General features: G+C 63.0%; 20 protein-coding genes. 11 read left to right on the top strand and 9 right to left on the bottom strand.

The window, feature by feature from the left end; genetic code table 11:
* Positions 1-86: 86 nt before the first annotated feature.
* From LDN90_RS20135 to acs, 4 genes are all read right to left on the bottom strand, one after another.
* Positions 87-1,463 (bottom strand): FtsX-like permease family protein, encoded by a 1,377-nt coding sequence (locus LDN90_RS20135; protein ID WP_223946852.1) that lies wholly within the window; start codon positions 1,461-1,463, stop codon positions 87-89.
* On the bottom strand, positions 1,456-2,205 hold the full coding sequence (locus LDN90_RS20130; RefSeq protein WP_223946851.1) for an ABC transporter ATP-binding protein: 750 nt from the start codon (positions 2,203-2,205) through the stop codon (positions 1,456-1,458). The genes LDN90_RS20135 and LDN90_RS20130 overlap by 8 nt, the downstream gene beginning before the upstream one ends.
* 87 nt (positions 2,206-2,292) lie before the next feature.
* Entirely contained in the window at positions 2,293-3,090 is a 798-nt protein-coding gene (locus LDN90_RS20125) for a DeoR/GlpR family DNA-binding transcription regulator (RefSeq protein ID WP_216927051.1), read from the bottom strand.
* Between the two features lie 179 nt (positions 3,091-3,269).
* Positions 3,270-5,315 carry an acetate--CoA ligase gene (gene acs / locus LDN90_RS20120; protein WP_223949344.1) on the bottom strand — a complete coding sequence of 682 codons (2,046 nt, stop codon included), beginning with the start codon at positions 5,313-5,315 and terminating at the stop codon, positions 3,270-3,272.
* A 437-nt stretch (positions 5,316-5,752) separates the two neighbouring features.
* Here acs and LDN90_RS20115 point away from each other — a divergent pair, with 437 nt between their 5' ends.
* Genes LDN90_RS20115 through LDN90_RS20105 form a run of 3 tightly spaced genes read left to right on the top strand, consistent with a single transcriptional unit; the run spans position 5,753 to position 8,671 of the window.
* Positions 5,753-7,192 (top strand): hypothetical protein, encoded by a 1,440-nt coding sequence (locus LDN90_RS20115; RefSeq protein WP_223946850.1) that lies wholly within the window; start codon positions 5,753-5,755, stop codon positions 7,190-7,192.
* A gap of 10 nt (positions 7,193-7,202) precedes the next feature.
* The gene (gene nth, locus LDN90_RS20110; RefSeq protein WP_223946849.1) at positions 7,203-7,997 is read left to right on the top strand and encodes an endonuclease III; all 795 of its coding nucleotides are present in this window, start codon (positions 7,203-7,205) and stop codon (positions 7,995-7,997) included.
* Entirely contained in the window at positions 7,994-8,671 is a 678-nt protein-coding gene (locus LDN90_RS20105; RefSeq protein WP_216927023.1) for a CoA pyrophosphatase, read from the top strand. Before nth ends, LDN90_RS20105 begins: the two co-directional genes overlap by 4 nt.
* Positions 8,672-8,693: 22 nt before the next feature.
* On the opposite strand, the gene LDN90_RS20100 is transcribed toward LDN90_RS20105, so the two are convergent.
* The 3 genes from LDN90_RS20100 to LDN90_RS20090 all read right to left on the bottom strand — a co-directional run bounded on the left by LDN90_RS20100 (position 8,694) and on the right by LDN90_RS20090 (position 11,798).
* Positions 8,694-8,894: a DUF1508 domain-containing protein gene (locus LDN90_RS20100; protein WP_223946848.1), complete on the bottom strand. Its 201-nt coding sequence runs from the start codon at positions 8,892-8,894 to the stop codon at positions 8,694-8,696.
* Between the two features lie 268 nt (positions 8,895-9,162).
* The gene (locus tag LDN90_RS20095; protein WP_223946847.1) at positions 9,163-10,098 is read right to left on the bottom strand and encodes a CHAD domain-containing protein; all 936 of its coding nucleotides are present in this window, start codon (positions 10,096-10,098) and stop codon (positions 9,163-9,165) included.
* A gap of 8 nt (positions 10,099-10,106) precedes the next feature.
* Entirely contained in the window at positions 10,107-11,798 is a 1,692-nt protein-coding gene (locus LDN90_RS20090; protein WP_223946846.1) for a bifunctional 3'-5' exonuclease/DNA polymerase, read from the bottom strand.
* A 124-nt stretch (positions 11,799-11,922) separates the two neighbouring features.
* Here LDN90_RS20090 and ssd point away from each other — a divergent pair, with 124 nt between their 5' ends.
* The 7 genes from ssd to LDN90_RS20055 all read left to right on the top strand — a co-directional run bounded on the left by ssd (position 11,923) and on the right by LDN90_RS20055 (position 17,270).
* A complete protein-coding gene (gene ssd / locus LDN90_RS20085) occupies positions 11,923-13,041 on the top strand; it encodes a septum site-determining protein Ssd (protein WP_346346993.1) in 1,119 nt (372 codons plus the stop codon).
* Positions 13,038-14,333 (top strand): TadA family conjugal transfer-associated ATPase, encoded by a 1,296-nt coding sequence (locus LDN90_RS20080; RefSeq protein WP_223946845.1) that lies wholly within the window; start codon positions 13,038-13,040, stop codon positions 14,331-14,333. Before ssd ends, LDN90_RS20080 begins: the two co-directional genes overlap by 4 nt.
* A gap of 167 nt (positions 14,334-14,500) precedes the next feature.
* Positions 14,501-15,142, top strand: coding sequence for a hypothetical protein (locus tag LDN90_RS20075; protein ID WP_346346992.1), 642 nt, complete (start codon positions 14,501-14,503; stop codon positions 15,140-15,142).
* On the top strand, positions 15,142-15,729 hold the full coding sequence (locus LDN90_RS20070) for a type II secretion system F family protein (RefSeq protein WP_223949342.1): 588 nt from the start codon (positions 15,142-15,144) through the stop codon (positions 15,727-15,729). Before LDN90_RS20075 ends, LDN90_RS20070 begins: the two co-directional genes overlap by 1 nt.
* A gap of 163 nt (positions 15,730-15,892) precedes the next feature.
* Complete coding sequence (locus tag LDN90_RS20065; protein WP_216927029.1) at positions 15,893-16,327, top strand: DUF4244 domain-containing protein; 435 nt, start codon at positions 15,893-15,895, stop codon at positions 16,325-16,327.
* 98 nt (positions 16,328-16,425) lie between these two features.
* On the top strand, positions 16,426-16,881 hold the full coding sequence (locus LDN90_RS20060) for a TadE family type IV pilus minor pilin (RefSeq protein WP_263426270.1): 456 nt from the start codon (positions 16,426-16,428) through the stop codon (positions 16,879-16,881).
* Positions 16,882-16,907: 26 nt separating this feature from the next.
* Positions 16,908-17,270, top strand: coding sequence for an Rv3654c family TadE-like protein (locus LDN90_RS20055; protein WP_216927030.1), 363 nt, complete (start codon positions 16,908-16,910; stop codon positions 17,268-17,270).
* 40 nt (positions 17,271-17,310) lie between these two features.
* Here the strand turns inward: LDN90_RS20055 and LDN90_RS20050 are convergent, their stop codons facing one another.
* A complete protein-coding gene (locus LDN90_RS20050) occupies positions 17,311-19,653 on the bottom strand; it encodes a DEAD/DEAH box helicase (protein WP_223946843.1) in 2,343 nt (780 codons plus the stop codon).
* A gap of 83 nt (positions 19,654-19,736) precedes the next feature.
* Complete coding sequence (locus LDN90_RS20045) at positions 19,737-20,432, bottom strand: GNAT family N-acetyltransferase (RefSeq protein ID WP_216927032.1); 696 nt, start codon at positions 20,430-20,432, stop codon at positions 19,737-19,739.
* Between the two features lie 171 nt (positions 20,433-20,603).
* Here LDN90_RS20045 and LDN90_RS20040 point away from each other — a divergent pair, with 171 nt between their 5' ends.
* Entirely contained in the window at positions 20,604-21,500 is an 897-nt protein-coding gene (locus LDN90_RS20040; protein ID WP_223946842.1) for a rhodanese-related sulfurtransferase, read from the top strand.

The raw sequence follows: 21,500 nt of genomic DNA, 5'->3' as shown, positions 1-21,500 counted from the left end.
CTGGACGCAGGTGTTCTCTCACATCCTCCGTCGATGTGAGAGAGCATCCCTCAAAAAGGGCCCCGATGTGAGAGAACATCCGCGGGCTACGAGTCCATGCTGGCGTAGCGTTCGGGCCGGGCGAGTACCTGGCCGATCTGTGCAGTGCCCGCGGCCAGGGCGAGCCGGACCAAGAGGAAGCCGGCCGCAAAAACTCCACCAACGGTCAGGAACACCACGGGCCGGGTCAACAGGGCAGGACCCGCCAGTGGCAGGACCAACGCTGCTGCTGCGGCCGCAGAGATGCCCGCCACGAGGAGCAATGGGGACATCACTGCCTTGACCCGTGCAGCCACCATGAGTTTCTGCGGCATCCCTACCCGGTCCAGGGCCACGAGGGTCGAGGCACGGTCAAGCACCGCTGCGGCTTGGTTCACGCCGGCGGAACAAGCCACCATGAGGAACGAGCCCAGCAGGGTGATCATCACGCCGGTGTTGATATCGCGCACCAGCTGCGTGGATTCATCCGATGTGCTGCTGCCCATCGTGTCCGCCACCGCCATGCCGACGCCCACGAACACTCCCACAAAACTGGTCATCGCGACGCCCCCAACTTGTCGCCACGATTCCTTGGGACTTTCCAGGACTGTCCGTGCAGCGAGCAGTTGTTCGGGGCGCCTTGCCCTCTTGAGCTGCGACGACGCCTGAAGTCGGAGGACCCACGGCCCCATCAGGTTCAGTGCAAGCAGGGCCAGTCCAAAGCAGCCGCCCATCACGGCGATAATCACCATAAACGCGCCGAAACTGCTGAGCATGCCCATGGCCACCACTCCGAAGACCACCACCACGGCCGCGATTACACCGCGAACCCAGTGCGCGCCGTTCGCCGTTTGCCTGGTCCGCACGCCCAGCGGCGTCAGTACCACCTTCCGCAGGCCAAGCGCAGCGCTCGCTGCGGCAAGGACGCAGACTGCCAGGATGCATCCGAGAATGGACGCCACGGACAACCAGGCATGGCCGCCTATCGCGTGTCCACGGAACTGGATCAATCCCAGAAAAGGCGCCGCGCAGGCATACAGGCCAGCACCAGCTACCGCCCCGATTGCCGCCAGGACTGTTGACTCTATGACCGTCATCCATATGACCGTGGCACTACTGGCACCCAAGAGGCGAAGGGACGCCAATCGGTCATCACGACGGCGGGCGGCCAGTCGTGCTGCAGAGGCACCGAGCGTCAGCAGCGGTATGACGAGCAAGACCATGGCGACGACGGCCAGCGCCTGATAGGTGCCCGCGATGTCATCAGACCAGGACCAGAAGACTTGGGAACCGCCAGCCACCGTCAAGAGGAGTGCCGTGACCGTGCCGAACGCGAGAATTGGCAACCCTGCGTCGCGCAGTTTGGTTTGGTGCAGCCCTGTTTGACGGCTGCTGCTCCGGGAGAGGTACGGGGTGAGGCGAAGGGCAAGGGCAAGGCTAGACATTGAACGCACCCTTGAAGTCAGTGGTTGCAGGGGCCGGCTGGCTGGGAGGGGGAACGGCGCAGCCAGTGTCCGCCACGATCCGGCCGTCACGCAGTTCCACGACGCGTTGGCAGCGTGCTGCCACGTTGGGATCGTGGGTGACCACCAGCAGCGTTCGGCCATTGGCTGCGACGGACTGAAGCAACACGTCGAGGACCTCATTTGAGGTGGCGGAGTCCAAGGCACCAGTGGGTTCGTCGGCAAAGACGATGCGTGCACCTGTGACGTGGGCCCGGGCGATGGCCACCCGCTGGACCTGCCCGCCAGACAATTCACCGAGCCGGCGCTGCTCCATGCCGGCAAGGCCAAGGGCCGCCAGCCACTCGGCGGCACGGGCCTCGGAGGTAGTCCGATCGGTGCCGTTCAGCATCAGCGCCAAAGCAACGTTCTCAAGGGCGGTCAGTTCCGGCAGCAACATGCCCTGCTGGAAGACGAAACCGAATTCCTCCCGGCGGAGACGGGAAAGCGCCCCATCTCCGAGGGAATCCAATCGGACCGGACCGACCGCCGAGCTCAAGGTGACCGTACCGGCGTCGGGCCTCAAAATCCCGGCTAGGCAGTGCAGAAGGGTGGTCTTACCGGAACCCGACGGCCCAATGATTGCAATGGATTCGCCCGCAATTGCGGCGAAGTCCACGTGATCGAGCGCGATGTTGCCGGGGTAGTGCTTGGTGAGTTGCTGAGCGTGGAGGATGGCGTTCATGACTCCAGCATCCCCAAAGGCCCCATCCCTAGGCGTCAGCCCACTGGTTGACCTCCCCGGGCAGGCCTCCACCCGCGGTATGAGAGCCTACTTGGCCTGGACGTCCGCGATTCTCAGCTTCGCAACATTCTCGGCGAGCACGCGGCGGGCATCCTCACCCAGGTTCGAATCGGTAATGAGCTCGTCGGCCTCTTCCAACTGGGCAATGGAGGCTATGCCCACTACGCCCCACTTGCTGTAGTCGGCCAGGACCACAGTGCTGCGGGCCGATGCCATGAATGCACGGTCCGTTTCGGCCTCGAGCAGATTGGGGGTGGTGAAACCTGCCTGGGCGTCCATGCCATGGACGCCCAGGAACAGGACGTCAAGATGAAGCTGCTTGAGCGAGGACGTCGCAATCGGCCCCACCAACGCGTCCGACGGCGTGCGTTCGCCGCCAATCAGGATCACGGTTGAGCCGAACCGGGCCGGCCCTGATGAAGACCCATGATGGAACAGATCGGCTATCCGCACGGAGTTGGTGACAACGGTGATTCGGGGACCATGGACGAGTTCCTGCGCCAGAGCCCATGTGGTGGTTCCTGCGCTGAGCCCGATCGCCATGCCTTCGTGGACCAGCGAGGCAGCCTCGACCGCAATGGCATGCTTTTCCGCGGTCAGCTGTGTGGACTTGAGCTCAAAGCCGGGCTCGTGGGTGCTGGCATCGCCGGGAAGTTTGGCCCCGCCATGAATTCGTTCCACCCGGCCGGTTTCTTCGAGGGCTTCTATATCACGCCGGACGGTCATGGGGGAGACGCCCAGCAACTGGGCGAGGTCCGATACCCGCACAACGCGCTCGCGCTGGACGGCATCGATGATGGCGGAGTGGCGTGCTGCCTGAAGCATCAGGGCCTTTCTGGAGAGCCTCATCAAACACGAGGCTGATTCTGGCTCCAGTCTAGGACCCGGCGCTGCTGCTGGGTGGCAAATGCAGTCGCGGCGTCGTCACGATCCTTTTGAACGCACGACGGCGCCGCTCGCCTTGGGAGGGGAGCGGCGCCGTCGACTAGTGGGTCCGAGGGAGGCTACTTACGCAGCGATTCCGCGATCTGGGTCATGATGGCGGGGTCTGCCAGGGTGGTGGCATCGCCGGTGTCGCGGCCTTCTGCGATGTCTTTCAGGAGGCGGCGGACGATCTTGCCCGAGCGGGTCTTCGGCAATTCCGGCACGATCAGCAACTGCTTGGGCTTGGCGATGGGGCCGATTTCCTTGCCCACGTGGTTGCGCAGCTCCAGGACGGTTTCGTCGCCGCCGTTTACGGCGTCGCCGCGGAGGATGACGAACGCGACGATGGCCTGCCCGGTGGTCTCGTCAGCGGCACCCACGACCGCCGCTTCGGCCACGGAGGGGTGGGAGACGAGGGCGGATTCGATCTCGGTGGTGGAGAGGCGGTGGCCGGAGACGTTCATGACGTCATCCACCCGGCCCAGGAGCCAGACGTCGCCGTCTTCGTCCTTCTTGGCGCCGTCACCGGCGAAGTACATGGTCTCGAAACGGGACCAGTAGGTGTCCTTGAACCGTTCCGGGTCGCCCCAGATACCGCGGAGCATGGAGGGCCACGGTTCGCGGACCACAAGGTAACCGCCTTCGCCGTTGGCAACGGACTCGCCGGTTTCGTCCACCACGTCCACGGCGATACCGGGCAGTGGTACCTGGGCTGAGCCGGGTTTGGTGGCGGTGACGCCGGGCAGGGGCGCGATCATCTGCGCACCGGTTTCGGTCTGCCACCAGGTGTCCACGATCGGGGCGGGGTGTTCCTTGCGTTCGCCGTTCTTGCCGGCGTTGCCGCCGATGACCTCGCGGTACCACATCCACGCTTCGGGGTTAATGGGTTCGCCCACGGAGCCCAGGACGCGGATGGAGGACAGATCGTACTTGCCCGGGATCTCCCGGCCCCACTTCATGAACGTCCGGATCGCCGTGGGGGCTGTGTAGAGGATGGAGACCTTGTACTTCTCCACGATCTCCCACCAGCGGCCCTGGTGCGGGGAATCCGGTGTGCCTTCATACATGACCTGGGTGGCGCCGTTGATCAGCGGTGCGTAGGCGACGTAGGAGTGCCCGGTGACCCATCCGACGTCGGCGGTGCACCAGTACACGTCCGTTTCCGGGTGAAGGTCAAAGACGGCCTTGTGCGTGTAGGCGCTCTGGGTGAGGTAGCCGCCGGTGGTGTGCAGGATGCCCTTGGGCTTGCCGGTGGTACCGGAGGTGTACAGGATGAACAAAGGGTGCTCGGAGTCATGCCCGACGGCGGTGTGCTCGGTTGCTGCCTTGTCAACGGTGTCAGCCCACCAGAGGTCGCGGCCTTGGACCCAGTTGACGTCCTCGCCGTTGCGCTTGACCACGACGACGTTCTGCACGGAGTGTCCCTCTTTACTGAGGGCCTCGTCCACGGCCGGCTTCAGCGGGCTGGGCTTGCCCCGGCGGTAGGTGCCGTCCGCGGTGACCACAAGCTTGGCCTCGGCGTCCTCGATGCGGGAACGGAGCGCGTCGGCGGAGAAGCCGCCGAACACCACCGAATGCACAGCACCGATCCGGGCGCAGGCCAGGATCGTGATGACGGCCTCGGGAATCATCGGCAGGTACACGGCTACGCGGTCGCCCTTGGCAACGCCCAGGGCTTCGAAGGCGTTCGCGGCCTTCTTAACCTCGTCGGTCAACTGCGCATATGTGTACGTGCGGGTATCGCCGGGCTCACCCTCGAAGTAAATGGCAACGCGGTCTCCCAGGCCGTTCTCCACGTGGCGGTCCAACGCGTTGTACGCGGCGTTGACCTCACCGCCCACAAACCACTTGGCGAACGGCGGATCCGACCAATCCAGGGCATCGCTGAAGTCCTTGTCCCAGCTCAGCAGCTCACGGGCCTGCTTCGCCCAAAACGCGGGACGGTCCGCTTCGGCCACTTTATACTCATCGGCGCTAGCCACGGCGTTCGCGGCAAACTCAGGTGATGGCGGGAACTTACGGTTCTCGTGGAGTAAATTCTCGAGAGCCTCGACGTGCGGTGCCGGACCGTTCTGCGGCGTCGACGCTGCAGCGGTGGCCGTGGATCCGGTGGTGTCCTGGGACATGGTGAACCTCATCATTCATCGATCTTTGCTGCGCGGACGCCGCCAGCTAAGTCCGCACTCCAGCCGTGAGCCGTTGCAGTGCGTCCCGCGGCGGATCCGCAGAGTGTTGTCCGCCTTCAACATTATCGCTTTGGGAGGTCCTACGTGTGCGTGGTCACAAATGGGTCAGCGAGCGGTACGGATTCGTCGACGAATGGCTGCTTTGGTTGTCAGGAACCGCTTACATGACGGGGGTTGGCAATGCCAGACTGTAAGGAACCTTGGAGTTTCCTGTGGACGGAGCAGCGTGGCCGATTTCAGCTAGAAGAGTGTCAGTGGCGTGGCATAGGCTGAATAAGTCTTGGGACGCATCGTCAGGTGTGCCCGGTTTTCCGCGGAAACCTGCGGAAAATACCGGTCCGGACTGTCCAAGGCGCCGCCGTACGAAGGAGAAATAGATGAACCAGCTGAGCCCAGGCCCGCACGACTCACACCCGACGGGACCGGACACCGCGGCTGGAAAGGCGAACGACGCCGGTACCACCACTGCTGCGAAGTCCGCCTCAGGCGCACCCACCAAATACGAGGCAGTTGCCGGCCCTTTCACCATTCGTGACCTCACGGTTTTCGGTTCCGTACTCCTGATGTTCATCGCCTCGCTGCTGCCCATGTTCGGTGGCCGTTACAACCTGTGGAACCTGGACAACCTTTTCTTCCTCCTTCTGGGAATCATCCTGCCGGTAGTTGTTGTGGCGCTTTTCGTTGCCCGTCGGCTTCAGCCCGGGACCATTGTCCGCGTCGGCTCGTTGTCGATTGACCAGTTCGCTTCCGTGACCGCTGCATTCGCGGTGCCCTTGTTCTTCCTGACGATCGTCGATTCCTTCAACGGCAGTGTCCTGCTGGGCCTAGTGGGTTCCGTGGGCTTGCTGGCCGCCACCGTTCTGGCCCCGCATCTGCCAGTGCTGTCGGCTGATTTCAAGGGCCGCGCTGAAACACCGGCCCACATTGTTGCCCGCCAGGCAGCGATTCCCACCCGTAAACCGGCTGCCCCGAAGCCTCCCAAGGAACCCAAAGCGCCGAAGTCGGCAAGCGGGCCTTCGACGCCCGACTCCCGAGCAACGGGGTATCAGGCGCAGGGTGCAGGTTCTGCCAGTGCCCATCCATATGCTCCGCCAGCCGGTGCGAGCCCCTACGCTCCGCCAGCCACGTCCGGCCGCGTTGCTCCGGCCCCAACTGGTGGGCCCGCCGTCGTGCATTCGGCCGATTCCACGCCTGCTGCGGAACCTCATGCTGCCGCACCCTCCTCTCCTCCCTCGCCCGCAGCTGCAGCGCCCGCAGCTGCCGCCCCTGCCACTGCCCCGGCTGCATCCGGGTCGCCCGCTCCGGCTTCGCCAGCAGAGCCCTCACCGGCCGAGCCAGACGTCGTCGTGGAAAGTCCGGGACAACCGCAATCGCCGACGCAGGCACCGGCCACTACCCAGCACGCCCAGCAACCGGCTGCCCGGCAGCCCGCCGCCGCACAGCCCGCAGCAGCCCAGCAGCCCGCCGCCCAGACGCCGGCCGCCCAGACGTCCGGAAATGAGCGCGGATGGGCTGCCACCATGGCCACGCCCATCGTGTCCGCCGATACCCGTTCCGTGAGCGACTCCATTGGGGCCACTGTGGATCCGTCCAGGCGTTCTGATGATTCCGGTTCCTCTCCTGCCTATGAAGCCTTCTGGTTTGCCGTAGCCCAGCCTCGAACTGCATATGACGAACGGACAGGTGCTCCGGCCTTCACCATTGAGCCTGGCGGTTGGGTCCTCGCGCTCGAGGACCGTGGCGACGAATTCCTGGTCCAGGACACCGATGGCAAGGTTGGGGTCCTGCGGGAGCTCAGCAATATCGAACGCGGCTGAGAAGGACGCTGTGGCCATCGCTGAAGCTGGTTCCCTGCTCGCCTTGAAACGCCGGGCACGCAAGATCAACAGGATCTTGGCTGACAAATACCCTTATGCTCACGCCGAGCTGGATTTCCGGAATCCGTTTGAGCTTGTGGTGGCCACAGTCCTCTCGGCCCAGACCACGGACGTACTGGTCAACCAAGTCACCAAGATCCTGTTTGCCCGCTACCCGGACGCCCGCGCCTTGGCGGAAGCGGACCCTGCTGAGCTGGAATCGATCCTGCAGCCCACTGGATTCTTCAGGGCAAAGGCCAGGAACGTCCTGGCCCTTAGCACCCGGTTAGTGGACGAGTACGACGGCGAGGTTCCAGGTCGCCTCGAGGATCTCGTGACACTTCCGGGCGTCGGGCGGAAAACAGCCAACGTGGTCCTCGGGAACGCCTTTGGTGTCCCCGGAATTACTGTTGACACGCACTTCGGGAGACTGGCACGCCGTTTCGGGTGGACGGCATCCGATGATCCCGTGAAGATCGAATTCGACGTCGCTGAGCTCTTTGAACCACGCGACTGGACCATGCTTTCGCATCGCGTGGTCTTCCACGGCCGGAGGATATGCCACGCTAAGAAACCCGCCTGTGGGGCGTGCCCGGTTGCCAGTCTCTGTCCCAGCTATGGCGACGGCGAGACCGACCCCGTCAAGGCGGCAAAGTTGTTGAAGTACGAGCTCGCGCCCGGCAACGAGGCACTGTTGGAGAAGTTGCTTGCCGAGACGCACAGGGCGGCGGAGATCCGGATGGAATCACAGAGGAGGCCCGGGTGACCGCGTTTGAGGACCTTGCCAAGTTAGTGTCCCGCTTTGAGGCCGGCGAGCAGCAACATTCTTCCCACTGGGCGCAGTTGCCGGTCACGCCGGAAACCAATCGCGCCGCCGCCGTGCTCATGCTCTTTGGTGTGCTGGACAACATCCCGGCCGAATCCGGACGCCCCTTTGCGCCGGCGGACCTCGACGTCCTCCTGCTTGAACGGGCTCACACCCTGGACGACCATCCAGGCCAGGTAGCGTTTCCGGGCGGGAGCGTGGATCCGGAGGATGACTCCGTGGTGTCCGCGGCCTTGCGTGAGGCAGTGGAAGAGACAGGGCTGGACGTCAGTGGCGTGAAGGTGCTGGGCGTCATCCCCGAGCTCGGGCTGATCCGCAGCAATTTCCGGGTGACACCCGTACTTGCCTGGTGGGACTCTCCATCACCCGTTCGCGTCGTCGATTACGCTGAGTCCGCCCAGGTGTTCCGGGTCCCGGTTCGGGATCTCCTGGACCCCGTCAACCGGGTATCCGCCACCATTTCCCGTTTCGGCCGGACTTTCAGGAGTCCGGGTTTTACCGTCAACGGCGTCGTGGTCTGGGGCTTTACCGGGATGGTACTCAGCGGTTTGTTCGACGAACTCGGATGGACGGTCCCCTGGGACCAGGACAAGCTGTACGAGATCGAGCTCTAGCAGCTCCGGCCGCGGGCGCCGTTCAGGCAGCCCTTCGGTTCGCCGTCGAGCGGTCCACGATCAGCCCTGTTGCGGCGTTTTCACGCACTGCATTAATGCCGTCCACCACGCCTTTGAGATGCTTGAACGTTGGTGACTCCGCTACAACCGTTCCGTCCGCCGCTGTAAGGCGAAACCGGTACGAGTCGTCGCTGTCTTTGAGAATTTCGAACCTGCCAGCCATTTTGTGCTGTCCCCCTTGATGCTTCCTTGCAGCAGTCGTGGGCCGGTGTGCCGATCCCACCTAGAGAACGTATCCAGAAGCCAGCGGGAAAGAAAGTTACTTTGGGGTACCGGTCATGGAATTGTCATGCACCATCACACTGCGAGATGTGACTGGCTTGTTGTGAGGGTGGCAGCTAATCTGAGCGCTGGCTGCTCCGTCGGGCCGTCTACTCCATTGTGCCGGCCACTCCGTCGTGCCACCTGTCGACGGCGAAGGTGACGAATGATCAACCCAGCAGCATTCGGCGAGGCTCAGGGACAGGGGAAGCGAGCAACGCTGCCCGGAGGCTGGCCTCGGTCTCGGCGAGCCTACGTTGTTCCATGTTTTGAAGGTCCTCGACGTCCAAGGGCTCTACACCGGGCATTTCTGAAAGACTTTTTATCCATGCCTGGCCAGCCACGCTGTCGTGTTGTTCTCCGAGGAGACGCTGCAGGGTCATCGATGGTTGGATGATCGCCGTGGCGCCTGCACCCAGGACAGGGGCCACCGCCTCCACGGAGTACCGCAATACTTTGATGTCCTTTCGCGCGCCATGAAGCACTTCGTTGCGTTCTGCTTCATCGGCATGCCTGCTGTCCGGCTCCAGGGTTCGTTGCGTAGTTTCCAAGCTCTTCTGCACCGTCTCCCAACGCGGCTGCAGGAGTTCCACCACCTCGAGGAAACTGGGATGGTTGTCGGTTTCCCCTGCCGCCAAGTGGGCCGTTGCAGGAAGGAGGGCTTGCCGGGTTGCCTTGACGATTCCCTGCCATCGACTTCCGGTCCCGATCCGGGTAGCCATTGCGTTACTGCTGGCAAGGAGCTGGTTCACGGCTTTATGGAGTGCTTCCGGTGACAACCAGGCCTCTGATGCGTCCAGCCATAGCGCCAAACGCAGGGACAGAACGTATGCGTCGCGGGCTTCGCCGAGGGAGCGCGCCAGCCACCGGACGTCTCGGCCCGTGGCTCCCGGGACGTCAGGGAGAACGGATTTGTAGCATGAAAGGACAGAACGGAGCCGCCGAAGCGCCAGCCGGGCCCCGTGGACGGCGTCCTGGTCGGCCGCGCCAACCAGCGGCAAGCAGCCTTCCAGCTCTGCAAGTTGGAAAGCAATGTACGAATCCACGGAATCACGCACGTCCGAACCCACGTGGCCAGTTTCCTCCGGGACAGCAGGGGTGGACAAGCAGGTGCCTACTTCGTTTTGTCGTAAGAATCGACGACGGCGACACTCACCGGGAATTCGACCGGAATCCGCCCGAACATAAGCTCTTTCGCTGCGTTTGCGGACTCCTCGATCGCCTGGATGCAGGCGTCTACGGCTTCATCCGGGGCATGGACCATTACTTCGTCGTGAAGGAAGAAGACGAGCTCCCCTGAGGGTAAGCCTTCGGCATCCAAAGCCCGCAGCCGCCGTCGTAATTCCGCCAACCAGCAGGAAGCCCATTCCGCAGCCGAGCCCTGGACTACGAAGTTCCGCGTGAACCGGCCACGAGAGCGCGCCAGGTTGTCGGCTCGCCGCTGCTCCTCGGCGGTGGTGGACTGTTGGCTTCGCAACCAGCCGTGGGACGGGGGTGGGCTGCTTCGCCCCAAACGGGTGGTGACGGTCCGGCCTGCCTCGCCTTCTCTGGCTGCTTGCTCCACAAAGCCCACCGCTCGCGGGTACGTGCGTGCCAGTTGCGGCATGAGCCTGCCCGATTCACCGGTGGTGGCGCCGTAAATGGCGCCGAGCAGCGCCACCTTCGCCTTGGACCGGTCCCCACCGAAACCTTGGGCCGCGATACCGGCGTAAAGGTCCTTATCGCGCGCGGCCTCGGCCATTTTTGTGTCCTGGGCGAGCGCTACAAGGACGCGCGGTTCCAGCTGGGAGGCATCGGCAACAATGAGCTTGTGGCCAGGGTCCGCACGAACTGCGGCACGGATGTTTTTGGGAATCTGCAGAGCACCTCCGCCGCGGGATGCCCACCTTCCGGACACCACGCCTCCCACTACATACTCGGGGTGGAACCGGCCATCCTGGACCCACGCATCCAGCCAGGCCCACCCATTCGCGGTATGCAGGCGGGAGAGCTTCTTGTACGCAAGCAGAGGCTGGATCGCAGGGTGTTTGGACTCCTGGAGCTCCCATTGGCGGGTGCTTTTGACTTCGATTCCGTTCCGATGGAGGGCCCGCATAAGGTCTTGAGGGGAGTCCGGGTTCAGGCTTGGTGAAGTGAGGATCTCCCGCAGCTCGTTGCACAGCATCTCAAGTGCCCGCGGCCTATGGCCAAGTGGCGGACGGGGCCCGAGTACGTCGGCAAGGATCTGCTCGTGCACCTCTTCCCGCCAGGGAACGCCGGAGTGTTGCATTTCCACCGCAACGATTGCACAGGCAGACTCGGCCGCGAGCAGCAATTGCAAGCGTTGCTTCCGTTGGTCGTCATCAGGTACCTGGGCGATCGCGTGCTGTTGCGCAGCAAACTGATCCCTCAGTTCAGCCAGCCCGGGACTTTTGGAGGCCGGGGTGAAGTCGTCAAAGAGTGCCCCTTGATCGGCTGGCGGGGGTGGGGGCTGCAGTGCCCGCGGCGGCGTTGAATCGTCGTCTTGCGTGAGCTTTTCTGCGTTCTTTGCGTAGTCTGTGTGCGCCGTGAAAGATGAGTGCGCCAGGATGGCTCCGCAGAGGGCGAGGTCGTGGCAGCGCTCCAGTTTCACGCCGCTCCTCAGGAGTTCCGGGTAGCAATCCTGCGCGCGATGCCACACCCAGCGGGGCCGCTGGCTTTCCAGTTCACGGACGACGCCGGGTAACTCAGCTCGCGCCACGACGCGAGGGTCCGTGGTGGCCTTCCCCGTCGGAGAGACTCTTTGTATGGCTGCGCCGTCCGGATGGGCGGCGAGCAGCAAATACATGGTTTCCATTCTGCCCTGTGGGAACACATCAACTGTTCCTCCACAACCCTCGTTTGGGCAGGGTTGTCCACATGGGGCGTTTGAGAGCTTATGTTGCAGGCTTCGACGCCGGGAAAGTGGCTTCATGAGCAAGCGACATTTTGGGCGCAGACGGTCCAGCAACGAACTCTTGGGGCAGGCTGCGGACGAATCATGGATGCCCGGGGAAGCTGCCGAAATCTTACTCGTCACCGGCGATGCCTACCTGCAGGAAGAGGCGCGAAGAATCGTCGCTGCCGCCGGTGGCAGCCTCGAGTTGGCCGCCGACGTCGGAGCGGCAATGCATGGCTGGGATGGCGCCGACGTTGTTCTGGTGGGCAGCGACATCCGCGAGCTGCCGCCTCGAAGGCAAGCGCCCACTGTCTTACTGGGCAGGTCTGTTGAGGGCGATGGGTTGTGGCGGCTGGCTGCTGTCCTGGGCGCAGAGCGTGTAGCTGTCCTTCCCGAGGCCGCAAATTGGTTGGCCGAGTACTTGAGCGTGTCCGGTTCGCCGGAACCTGGCGGTTTCGTTATCGGGATTGTGGGAGGCTGCGGTGGGGCTGGAGCCTCCACCACAGCAATTTGGCTTGCCCAGGCAGCGGCAGGCCACGGCATCAGCACTATCCTGATGGACGGCGATCCTTGGGGTGGTGGCCTGGAACTGGCGATCACCGTTCAAGATGTGGCTGGCTTGCGCTGGCCGGACTTCGCCGAAACGCGGGGAAGCATTGATCCCGTCCAATTCAGGGACTCCCTGCCGGTGGCTGGTGGCTTCGCGTTCCTGTCGTGGCCGGGTACGCGTGAAGCGTTCACCACACCGGATGCCGGTTCTGTGGCCGCTGTCATGGATGCCGCGCGACGAAGTTTCGAACTCGTCGTGGTGGACATTGGGCGCAGTGAGGAATGCCTGCGAACCTTCGCGTGGGACTGCGAGAGGATCCTGTTGATGACCACAGCCCACCTGAAACCGGCTGTTGCCGCGGCCCGCATCCTCAACGAGCTGCCACCCTTGGACACGGGATTGGTGGTCCGGGGCGGTGGCCCTTCGGCCGTTGATGCGCAACTCATTGCCGAGTCGTTGGGACTGCCGCTGTTGGGGATTCTTCCGGAGATTCGAGGAGCGGCCGCGGGGACCGAACTCGGTCGGCTCCTTGATCTGGGGCGTCGCAAGTCCGTGAACCGGTTCGCCCGGGGCGTGCTGGAATTGAACGGCACGATTGAATGAGCCGTCAGGACAGAAGCGCGCAAGCCTGGCCCCGGACATCCTTCACCGCTGGGCGCCGGAGTCAGAGCCGTCGGTTGGACTCCGTCCTTCTTGAAACCGTCCGGGAGTCTGTCCTCTCGGGAAACGGGCCAGTAACACCCTCCACTGTTGCGGCCGCCGTACAGGCCAGCGGCAAGCTGTTGGGTACGGCCGGAGCACTAGAGGCCGCGGAATCCATTAATGCGGAATTGAATGGTCTGGGGCCCCTGCAGCAGCTTGCACACGATCCCTCGGTCACAGACATCTTCGTCAATGGCCCCGGGTCCGTCTGGCTCGACCGCGGTCGGGGCCTGGAACGGTCCCCGGTGCAGTTCGATTCTGAACAGCAAGTCAGGGCGCTGGCCGCAAGGCTGGTCTCTGCAGGTGGTCGCCGGTTGGACGACGGCTCTCCCTGCGTAGATGTCAGGCTCAAAGGCGGCTATCGCGTACATGCAGTTCTGGCGCCTATATCAACTGCGGGGACTCTGTTGTCGATTCGAATTCGGCGCGAAGAAACCTTCACAATGGCTGAATTGCGCGACGGTGGCATGTTCGACCAGCACATCGAGGCTCTTCTCCGCGCAATTGTGGAGCAGCGCTTGAGCTTCCTGGTCAGCGGTGCCACGGGATCAGGGAAGACCACACTCCTGTCCACCATGCTCGGGCTGTGCAACCCGTCCGAACGATTGGTATTGATCGAAGATGCCGCTGAACTCAATCCGGTCCACCCGCATGTACTCACCCTTGAATCCCGCCATGGAAACCTTGAGGGAGGTGGAGCGCTGGACCTTGGCGAGTTGGTCCGTCAAGCCCTGCGTATGCGTCCGGACCGGCTCATTGTGGGAGAGTGTCGCGGCGCCGAAGTCCGCGAGTTACTCACCGCGCTCAATACCGGTCATACAGGCGGCGGAGGAACAATCCACGCCAACACGGCGGAAGCAGTTCCGGCGCGGCTGACGGCTCTCGGCGCGCTCGCAGGGTTGAACGCCGAGGCCGTTCGGTTGCAGGTCTCAAGTGCATTGGACGTTGTGATTCATGTGGAACGGACGCCGTTGGGGCGGAAAGTAGGCTCGATCGGTGTGCTGACTGACTCCTTGCACGGCCAACAAGTGGTGACCGCACTGCGATGGAGCCCCGAGGGCCTAGCGCAGGGACCAGCGTGGGCGGAGCTGAGTTCACGGCTTTCTCCTGGGGTATCCGGGGAGGCGGACGGATCTTTGCAGGGCCTACCCGTCGGCCCGGATGCACTCACTGTGATGGGCCTGGACTTGTGATCCCCACCCTGGTGCTAGCACTGGCGCTGGCGGCATTGCTCCAGCTCAAGCCGCCCCAAGCCGGCAGCCGACGAATGCGGGCAAGACTCGCCAAGCCCTCGTCCCTGAGTGGGACCGGTGTTCGGAAAGAGCATGCAATACCAGGAGTGGGCAAAAGGCCGTGGCGCATGTGGCGCGCAAAGGTAGAGCCCTTATCCCTCGTGGTGTTGGTGCAGCAACTCGCTGCACTTTTGCGAGGAGGACGCGGACAATCGCAGCTTTGGGAAGAATTATGGCTCGTCCATGGCTCCGGACCGGGCCTGGAGGCTTTGCCGAGGACCACAGCCCACCTGCCGACTCCAGGAATCTCAGTGGAATCCGTCAGGGTGCTGGCCTCCGCACGGGCAGCCTCAACCATTGGAAATTCCCCAGCAGAAGCTATTCGCAACAGCTCCGCGAAGGTCTATCCAGGCCGGGGAAGCACGGAACGCCGCATCTGGATGGAATTGGCCGCATGCCTTGATGTAGCCCAAACCAGTGGTTGTCCACTCGCAGAGCTCCTCACCAGGTTCGCAGCACAACTCGAAGCTGAGGAAGATTCTGAAGCAGCACGTCAAACTGCCCTCGCTGGACCCAAAGCCACGGTGAGGTTGCTGTCCTGGCTCCCGGTCTTTGGCTTGGTGCTCGGGATGGCCCTCGGAGTGGACCCGTTGGGAATCCTGCTGGGTAATGTCTTCGGAGTGGCCACTCTGATCATTGGCCTTCTGCTGACCGTCGCAGGGCGTGTGTGGTCCTCCCGGCTCGTCGCTTCGGCGGTAGGCTCCACATGATGTCTCTTGCGCTCGTGGCGGTACTGGCTCTGGCGGCCTTTGTGGGATTCGCCAGGCCAGCAGGGCTTCGCGGCCGGTTGTACACAAGTTTGGCCGAGGAGCGTAACTCCAGGGACGACTCCAGCCTTCGACCAGAGGCCGCCACTGCGGGGGACGGGCTTCGGGACACGGCGATGATGCTGGAACTCGTAGCTTCCATGCTGGATGCAGGCGCCGGAATCGGGCGGGCACTGGAACTGATTTCCCTTAGCGCCGCACCGAAAATCAGCCAGGATCTCCGTCCCGTCGTCGCTGCGCTTGCCATGGGGGCCGACTGGGACGCTGCCTGGCGAAACCCTGCCCAGCATCAGCCCGAGGTAGCGCGCTTGAAGGATGCTCTGGCTTTCGCCGCATTGACCGGTGCGCCCTCGGCTTCCATTCTTTATGCCCAAGCGGCCAGGGAGCGCCGCGAGCAATTCCGTGCCGCCGAGAAGCGAGCTGCCGCCCTGGGAGTGAAGCTTGTGGTTCCCCTGGGCCTTTGTTCCTTGCCCGCCTTCATTTGCCTGGGAATCGTGCCCGTCCTCATCGCCATGCTTCCGGCTGGATAGCGAACGTTATCAGCGCATGCCCGGCAGCCGTCTCTTCCTCCACAACCAGTCCCAGCGGGTGGTTATCCACTTGGCTGAACCAGGGGCTTCAGCGGCGGCCGGAGTCAGGGAAGAGTCGATTTCACCCCTGCAGACCTGTCGGCTTTCTTGAAAGGAACACACTATGGAAACTCCCTCCAGCACCCTCCCCGCCCGGCGCTCCGAGCGACGGAACGCCTCGCGTGCGCTGGCAGCAACTCTTGCCGGTCTTGCATCCGTGGGGCATGGCAGCGGCACGGATGAGGCCCGGCAACACAAGAGTGGCAACCGCGCGGTTGTGCAGTTCGGGATTGAACAGCATGGGACGGAGCAGCTGGAGATGGAGCTGTTCAACCGGGTAGAACCTCATGGCCCGGCCACAATCCAGCAGTTGAACAGGCAGATGACCCTCAGGCGAACCCCGCTCATGGGGTCCGAAGGCGGTATGGCAACAGCGGAATACGCCATAGCAACGCTCGCGGCCGTGGGGCTCGCTGGTTTGCTGGTGGTTATCCTGCGCAGCGAGGAAGTTCGAGGATTCCTGCTCAACCTGGTTCGCACCGCGTTGTCCTTGCCATGACCTCGCCGGTGCCTCTCCCCATCAAGCCCGTGCCTCTCCCAATCAAGCCGGCGCCTCTCCCCATCAAAGTGCCAGCAAGACAGAACCAATGTGGTGCCGTGACAGCCGAGTTCGCAGTTGCCCTGCCAGCGGTGATTTTGCTGTTCGCCTTCTTGTTGGCTGCCGGTGCAGCAGGGATAACACAGCTGCGGTTGGAGGAGGCGGCCAGGGCCGGTGCTCGCAGCCTTGCGCGGGGCGAGAATTCCGGCGAAGTGCAGGGCATCGTCAAGCGCTTGGCGGGCGAGGGAGTCACAACGGGGGTGGCAAGCGACGGCGATTGGGTGACTGTGACAGCCTCCGCAGCAGTAGGAGGTTCGTTGGGCTCACTGATCCCCTGGACTTTGACGGCTTCGGCGTCGGCCCGCGATGAGACACCCGGGGCATCTGTTCGGAGCGACGTGAGCCACGTGCCGGGTGCCTCGGTGGCCGGTGTAACGCAAGTGGCAACACGGCGGAACATGGCACCGGGGGATACCGCCTTTCGGGTTGCGGTGAACTCTTGGATTCCCTTGTGAGGGTTCGCTGCCTATGGCGGCGAACCGTGAAGCGTCCTCCTTTAGGGTCACACCCTGAGCAAGGATCCGGCACGGTTCTGGCGCTAACACTGGGGTTCGCTGTCCTGGCATTGCTTGGCGGGCTGCTAGTTCTGGCCCAAGCGGGGGTCATGGCGTCGCGGGCTGCGTCGGCAGCAGACCTGGCAGCCCTCGCGGCGGCCGATGCTGCGCGTGGAATAGCCTCGGGTGAGCCATGTGCCGTGGCGGCCGGCGTGGCAGGCCAGCAGGGCGCCACAGTGACAGCCTGCGACGTCGTCCGGGGCGAAGTCGTGGAGGTCGCCACGGAACTGGAACAACCGTTCCTCTTCGGCAGGGCCACGGGCAGGGCGCGGGCTGGGCCGCCTCCTTAGCCAATGGAGCTGGGGCGGTATTGGTTGGGACTGCCCCGGGCTAGACGGCGTCTTTCAGGAGGACATCCAGAAGTGTGATGGCGGCTGCCTTGTCCAGTGGGTTGTTCTTGTTGCCGCATTTTGGCGACTGCACACAGGACGGGCAGCCGGCTTCGCATTCGCACGCCTTGATGGCTTCCCGGGTGGCTGTAAGCCAGACCTTGGCCTTCTCAAAGCCGCGCTCGGCAAATCCGGCGCCACCGGGGTGCCCGTCGTAGACGAAGATCGTTGGTACCCCAGTGTCGGCATGCAGGGCGGTGGAGACGCCGCCAATGTCCCAACGATCACTGGAGGCCACCAACGGAAGGAGACCGATCGCCGCGTGTTCCGCCGCATGCAAAGCGCCGGGGAACTGCGCTTCCACCAGGCCGGCGCCATGTAGTGACCTGTTGTCCACAACGAACCACACCGCCTTGGTAAACAGATCCCTGGCCCCGAGATCGAGCGGCTCTTCGCCCAGAATCTCGTTCGATATCAATGCCTTGCGTTGGAAGGAAACCACTTGGGTTGTGACCTTTACGTCCCCAAAGTGCGCAGTGATGTCGCCCCACTGGACCGAGCGCAAGGTTTCCAGGACTTCGATCTGCGTTACATCCCGTGCTGTGGTGTAAAAATCAGGGTTCACGCGCCGCACCATGACGCAGTGGTCGGCCTCGTTGAGTTCCTCCACCAGGTAGCTGTCCCCTTGGTGGACGTAGATTGCACCGGTGTGGGCCTGATAGTGGGTTTGCGGTGAGTCCATCGTCCCCAAAAGGGAACCTGTCCCGGCGTCGACGATGCTCACGGGTCCACCACCGTCGGCCCGTAGATTTACCATCCCGGCTGCGCTCTCCGGGTGGGTCCAGAACCATCCGGCCGGGCGTTTTCGGAGATATCCCTGCAGGACCAGCCGGTCAAGGAGGCTTTCAGCTGTGGGCCCGAAGAGGTCGAGTTCAGCCGGACCCACAGGCAACTCCGCTGCCGCCGCGCACAAGTGAGGTCCCAGGACGTACGGGTTTCCCGGATCAAAGACTGTGGCCTCGACCGACACATCGAAGATGGCTTCCGGATGGTTCACAAGGTATGTATCCAAGGGGTCGTCGCTCGCCACGAACGCCGCTATGGCGTCCTGACCAGCCCTTCCTGCGCGTCCAATTTGCTGGAAGAGCGAGGCCCTGGTCCCAGGCCAACCGGCGACCAAAACCGCGTCAAGCCCGGAGATGTCGATGCCGAGTTCCAAGGCAGAGGTACTGGAAACCCCCAGCAGCTGTCCGGACCGCAACGCTTTTTCCAAGGCACGCCGTTCTTCAGGCAGGTATCCGGAACGGTAGGCCGCCACGCGGCTGGGCAAGCTGGGATCCACCTCGTCCAGGAGCCGCTTGGTGATGGACGAAATCGATTCAGCTCCGCGCCGGGACTTGATAAAGGCAATGGTCCGTACCCGGGAGGAAACAAGGTTTGCCAGGATGTCGGCTGTTTCGGCCACCGCAGTCCGCCGTTGCTTCGCTCCGTTTTCGCCCTTGACGTCTGTCAGGGCGGGCTCCCAGAAGGCCACGGTGGTAGAGCCATGCGGAGAACAGTCTTCGGAAACTTCCCTGACCGGAGCACCGATGAGCCGGCCGAAGGAGACGGCGGGCTCGGAAGCAGTGGCAGAAGCGGCGATGAATACGGGTTCAGGGAAGGAGCTCCCGGCGCCGTAGTAGGCACAGATCCGGCGAAGGCGCCGCATGAGGTTGGCTACGTGCGAGCCGAAAACACCCCGGTAACTATGCGCCTCATCCACGATCACATAGCGCAGCCTGCGGAAGAACCGTGCCCACCACGTGTGGTTGGGCAGAATGCCAAAGTGCAGCATGTCCGGGTTTGCCAGGATGAAATTGGCATGATCGCGGATCCAGCGGCGCGACGCAACGTCCGTGTCGCCGTCGTAGGTTTCTGCTCGAACGGTAGGGAGCTTCAGCGAACGGATAGCCGCCAATTGGTCCGCCGCCAGTGCCTTGGTGGGGGACAAATAGAGTGTCACGGCACCGTCGTCGTGGATCTTTCCAGGCTCGGACAATACCCGCAGCTCCGAGCGGTGGATCGCGTCCAGTGCGGGTAGTTGATATGCGAGCGATTTCCCTGAAGCGGTGCCCGTTGCGATCACCACATGCTGGCCTGCCTGGGCAAGATTGGCGGCCTGGACCTGGTGTCGGTACGGTTCGTGGATGCCCAGGGAGACGTAGGCCTGGACGATGTCCGGGTGCACCCATTCGGGCCACGGTTCGTTGACGGCCTTGCGGGCGGGGATCGTGTGGACATGGCGCAGCTGCTCCGGGTCCGGGGTCCGGCCCAGCAGAGAGATCAACGAATTCGGTGCTGCCACCAAATCATTCTGTCACTCTGCGGCGGCGCCAACGGCGGCACCCGAAGGGACCGCCGTCGACGATGGCCGCTAAGCAAGCGTTCTCACGCTACGGAGAGGTCGGAACCTTGGTTGCTGCTGATGGACATCATCAGAACGTGGCACACCACGTCCCACCCAAGGTGGGAGTAGAGCTTTTGGCCGTCCAAGGATGCCAAGAGAAGTCCGTTCTGGACATCGTGCTCGAACGCTTGGGCGGCGAGGGCCTTCATGATGAAACTCCCGAGGCCTCGGCGCTGGAATTGAGGCTCAGTGACGATCTTGTCGAAAACCGCGGTGCCGTTAACTACGAATACGCGGCCGCTGGCGGCCACGTTCTCGCCCGAGTGGACCACCGCATAATGGACGCCGTTGGTTTCGGAGGTAGCGAGTTCGAGGTCATCGTCAGGGAGCCAGGGGTCCTCGGAATCCTGGGTCTCCATATCCACGATCATCATTGTCTGTGAGGCGGAAGTGACGTTCAGCCCGTGCTGCTCGGCCAGGTACTTATACCGTTGGACGTCGTTGGTCAGCACGGTCAGAATCCGTGTCTCGGCTTCCGCGGTCTTCGCGGCGAGGTCGGCGAACTCTGCATCGGACGGATCGTGGGCGAAATACTCCCAGTCACCCGTCTTATCGGCGCGCAGCGCGGCGGGAAAGCGTCCCTCTTGACGTGACTCGTAGCCCCGGCAGCCGGACCAGCCGGCCACCCAGACTTCCAAGAGGTGCGCGATGTCTTCAACCAAGGCGTCTGGACTCATGTAGAGAGACTATGCCAGCGCCCCGGGAAGCAACAGAGCCCGGTCAGGGGAAGAATCCGTGCTTATGAAATTGTGACTTCGAAGCCTGGAGCGTGTCTGGTTTCCCCAGGGTCCTCGGTGCGTCTGTAAGCGGGGCACCGCAGATTTTAGTACACCCAGTACCCTTTAATAGTGGCTTTAAACCGAATTGTGCTTTTCTATGGCTTTACCCCGATCGCCGACCCCGACGCCGTGCGTCTGTGGCAGCGTGCCCTCTGCGAGAAACTGGGGCTCACCGGCCGGATCCTGATCTCCAAGGACGGTATTAACGCGACGGTTGGCGGCGAGCTTAACAACATGAAGCAGTACGTGAAAACCACGCGCGAATACAAGGGCTTCCACGACATCGACTTCAAGTGGTCCGAGGGCGGGGCTGCCGATTTCCCACGCCTGAGCGTTAAGGTCCGCGACGAAATAGTTTCCTTCGGAGCTCCCGGCGAGCTGAAGGTCGACGAAAAGGGCGTAGTGGGCGGAGGCAAGCATCTCCAGCCTGAGGAACTTCACTCCCTGGTGGACGCAAAGAAAGCGGACGGGGAAGACGTGGTGTTCTTCGATGGCCGCAACGCCTTCGAGGCGCAGATCGGCAAATTCAAGGACGCCATCGTTCCGGACGTCGCCACTACGCATGACTTCATCAAGGCACTCGAGTCCGGCAAGTATGACGCCCTCAAGGACAAGCCCATTGTCACTTACTGCACGGGCGGCATTCGCTGCGAGGTGCTTTCAAGCTTGATGGTCAACCGCGGTTTCAAAGAGGTGTACCAGCTCGATGGTGGCATTGTTCGCTATGGCGAAACCTTCAAGGACAAGGGACTCTGGGAGGGCTCGCTCTACGTTTTCGACAAACGCATGCACGTAGAGTTCAGCGACGAAGCAAAGACCATAGGCGAATGCGTTCGCTGTGCCGCTCCCACCAACAAGTTCGAGAACTGCTCCAACCTGAGCTGCCGGACGCTGACTCTCTACTGTGCAGAATGTGCCTCAAGTCCTGAAACCCTTCGCTGCCCCGAAGGCTGCGAAGCCGCCTGA

This window comes from Arthrobacter sp. NtRootA1, assembly GCF_019976975.1.
Taxonomy (GTDB): Bacteria; Actinomycetota; Actinomycetes; order Actinomycetales; family Micrococcaceae; genus Arthrobacter; species Arthrobacter aromaticivorans.
This window is presented reverse-complemented; position numbering and strand designations above follow the sequence as displayed.

Bases quoted from the DNA above. Each gene is read 5' to 3' on its own strand.
- LDN90_RS20135 (WP_223946852.1), bottom strand. From the start codon at position 1,463: ATGTCTAGCCTTGCCCTTGCCCTTCGCCTCACCCCGTACCTCTCCCGG.
- LDN90_RS20130 (WP_223946851.1), bottom strand. From the start codon at position 2,205: ATGAACGCCATCCTCCACGCTCAGCAACTCACCAAGCACTACCCCGGC.
- LDN90_RS20125 (WP_216927051.1), bottom strand. From the start codon at position 3,090: ATGCTTCAGGCAGCACGCCACTCCGCCATCATCGATGCCGTCCAGCGC.
- acs (WP_223949344.1), bottom strand. From the start codon at position 5,315: ATGTCCCAGGACACCACCGGATCCACGGCCACCGCTGCAGCGTCGACG.
- LDN90_RS20115 (WP_223946850.1), top strand. From the start codon at position 5,753: ATGAACCAGCTGAGCCCAGGCCCGCACGACTCACACCCGACGGGACCG.
- LDN90_RS20100 (WP_223946848.1), bottom strand. From the start codon at position 8,894: ATGGCTGGCAGGTTCGAAATTCTCAAAGACAGCGACGACTCGTACCGG.
- LDN90_RS20090 (WP_223946846.1), bottom strand. From the start codon at position 11,798: ATGTATTTGCTGCTCGCCGCCCATCCGGACGGCGCAGCCATACAAAGA.
- ssd (WP_346346993.1), top strand. From the start codon at position 11,923: ATGAGCAAGCGACATTTTGGGCGCAGACGGTCCAGCAACGAACTCTTG.
- LDN90_RS20080 (WP_223946845.1), top strand. From the start codon at position 13,038: ATGAGCCGTCAGGACAGAAGCGCGCAAGCCTGGCCCCGGACATCCTTC.
- LDN90_RS20075 (WP_346346992.1), top strand. From the start codon at position 14,501: ATGTGGCGCGCAAAGGTAGAGCCCTTATCCCTCGTGGTGTTGGTGCAG.
- LDN90_RS20070 (WP_223949342.1), top strand. From the start codon at position 15,142: ATGTCTCTTGCGCTCGTGGCGGTACTGGCTCTGGCGGCCTTTGTGGGA.
- LDN90_RS20065 (WP_216927029.1), top strand. From the start codon at position 15,893: ATGGAAACTCCCTCCAGCACCCTCCCCGCCCGGCGCTCCGAGCGACGG.
- LDN90_RS20045 (WP_216927032.1), bottom strand. From the start codon at position 20,432: ATGAGTCCAGACGCCTTGGTTGAAGACATCGCGCACCTCTTGGAAGTC.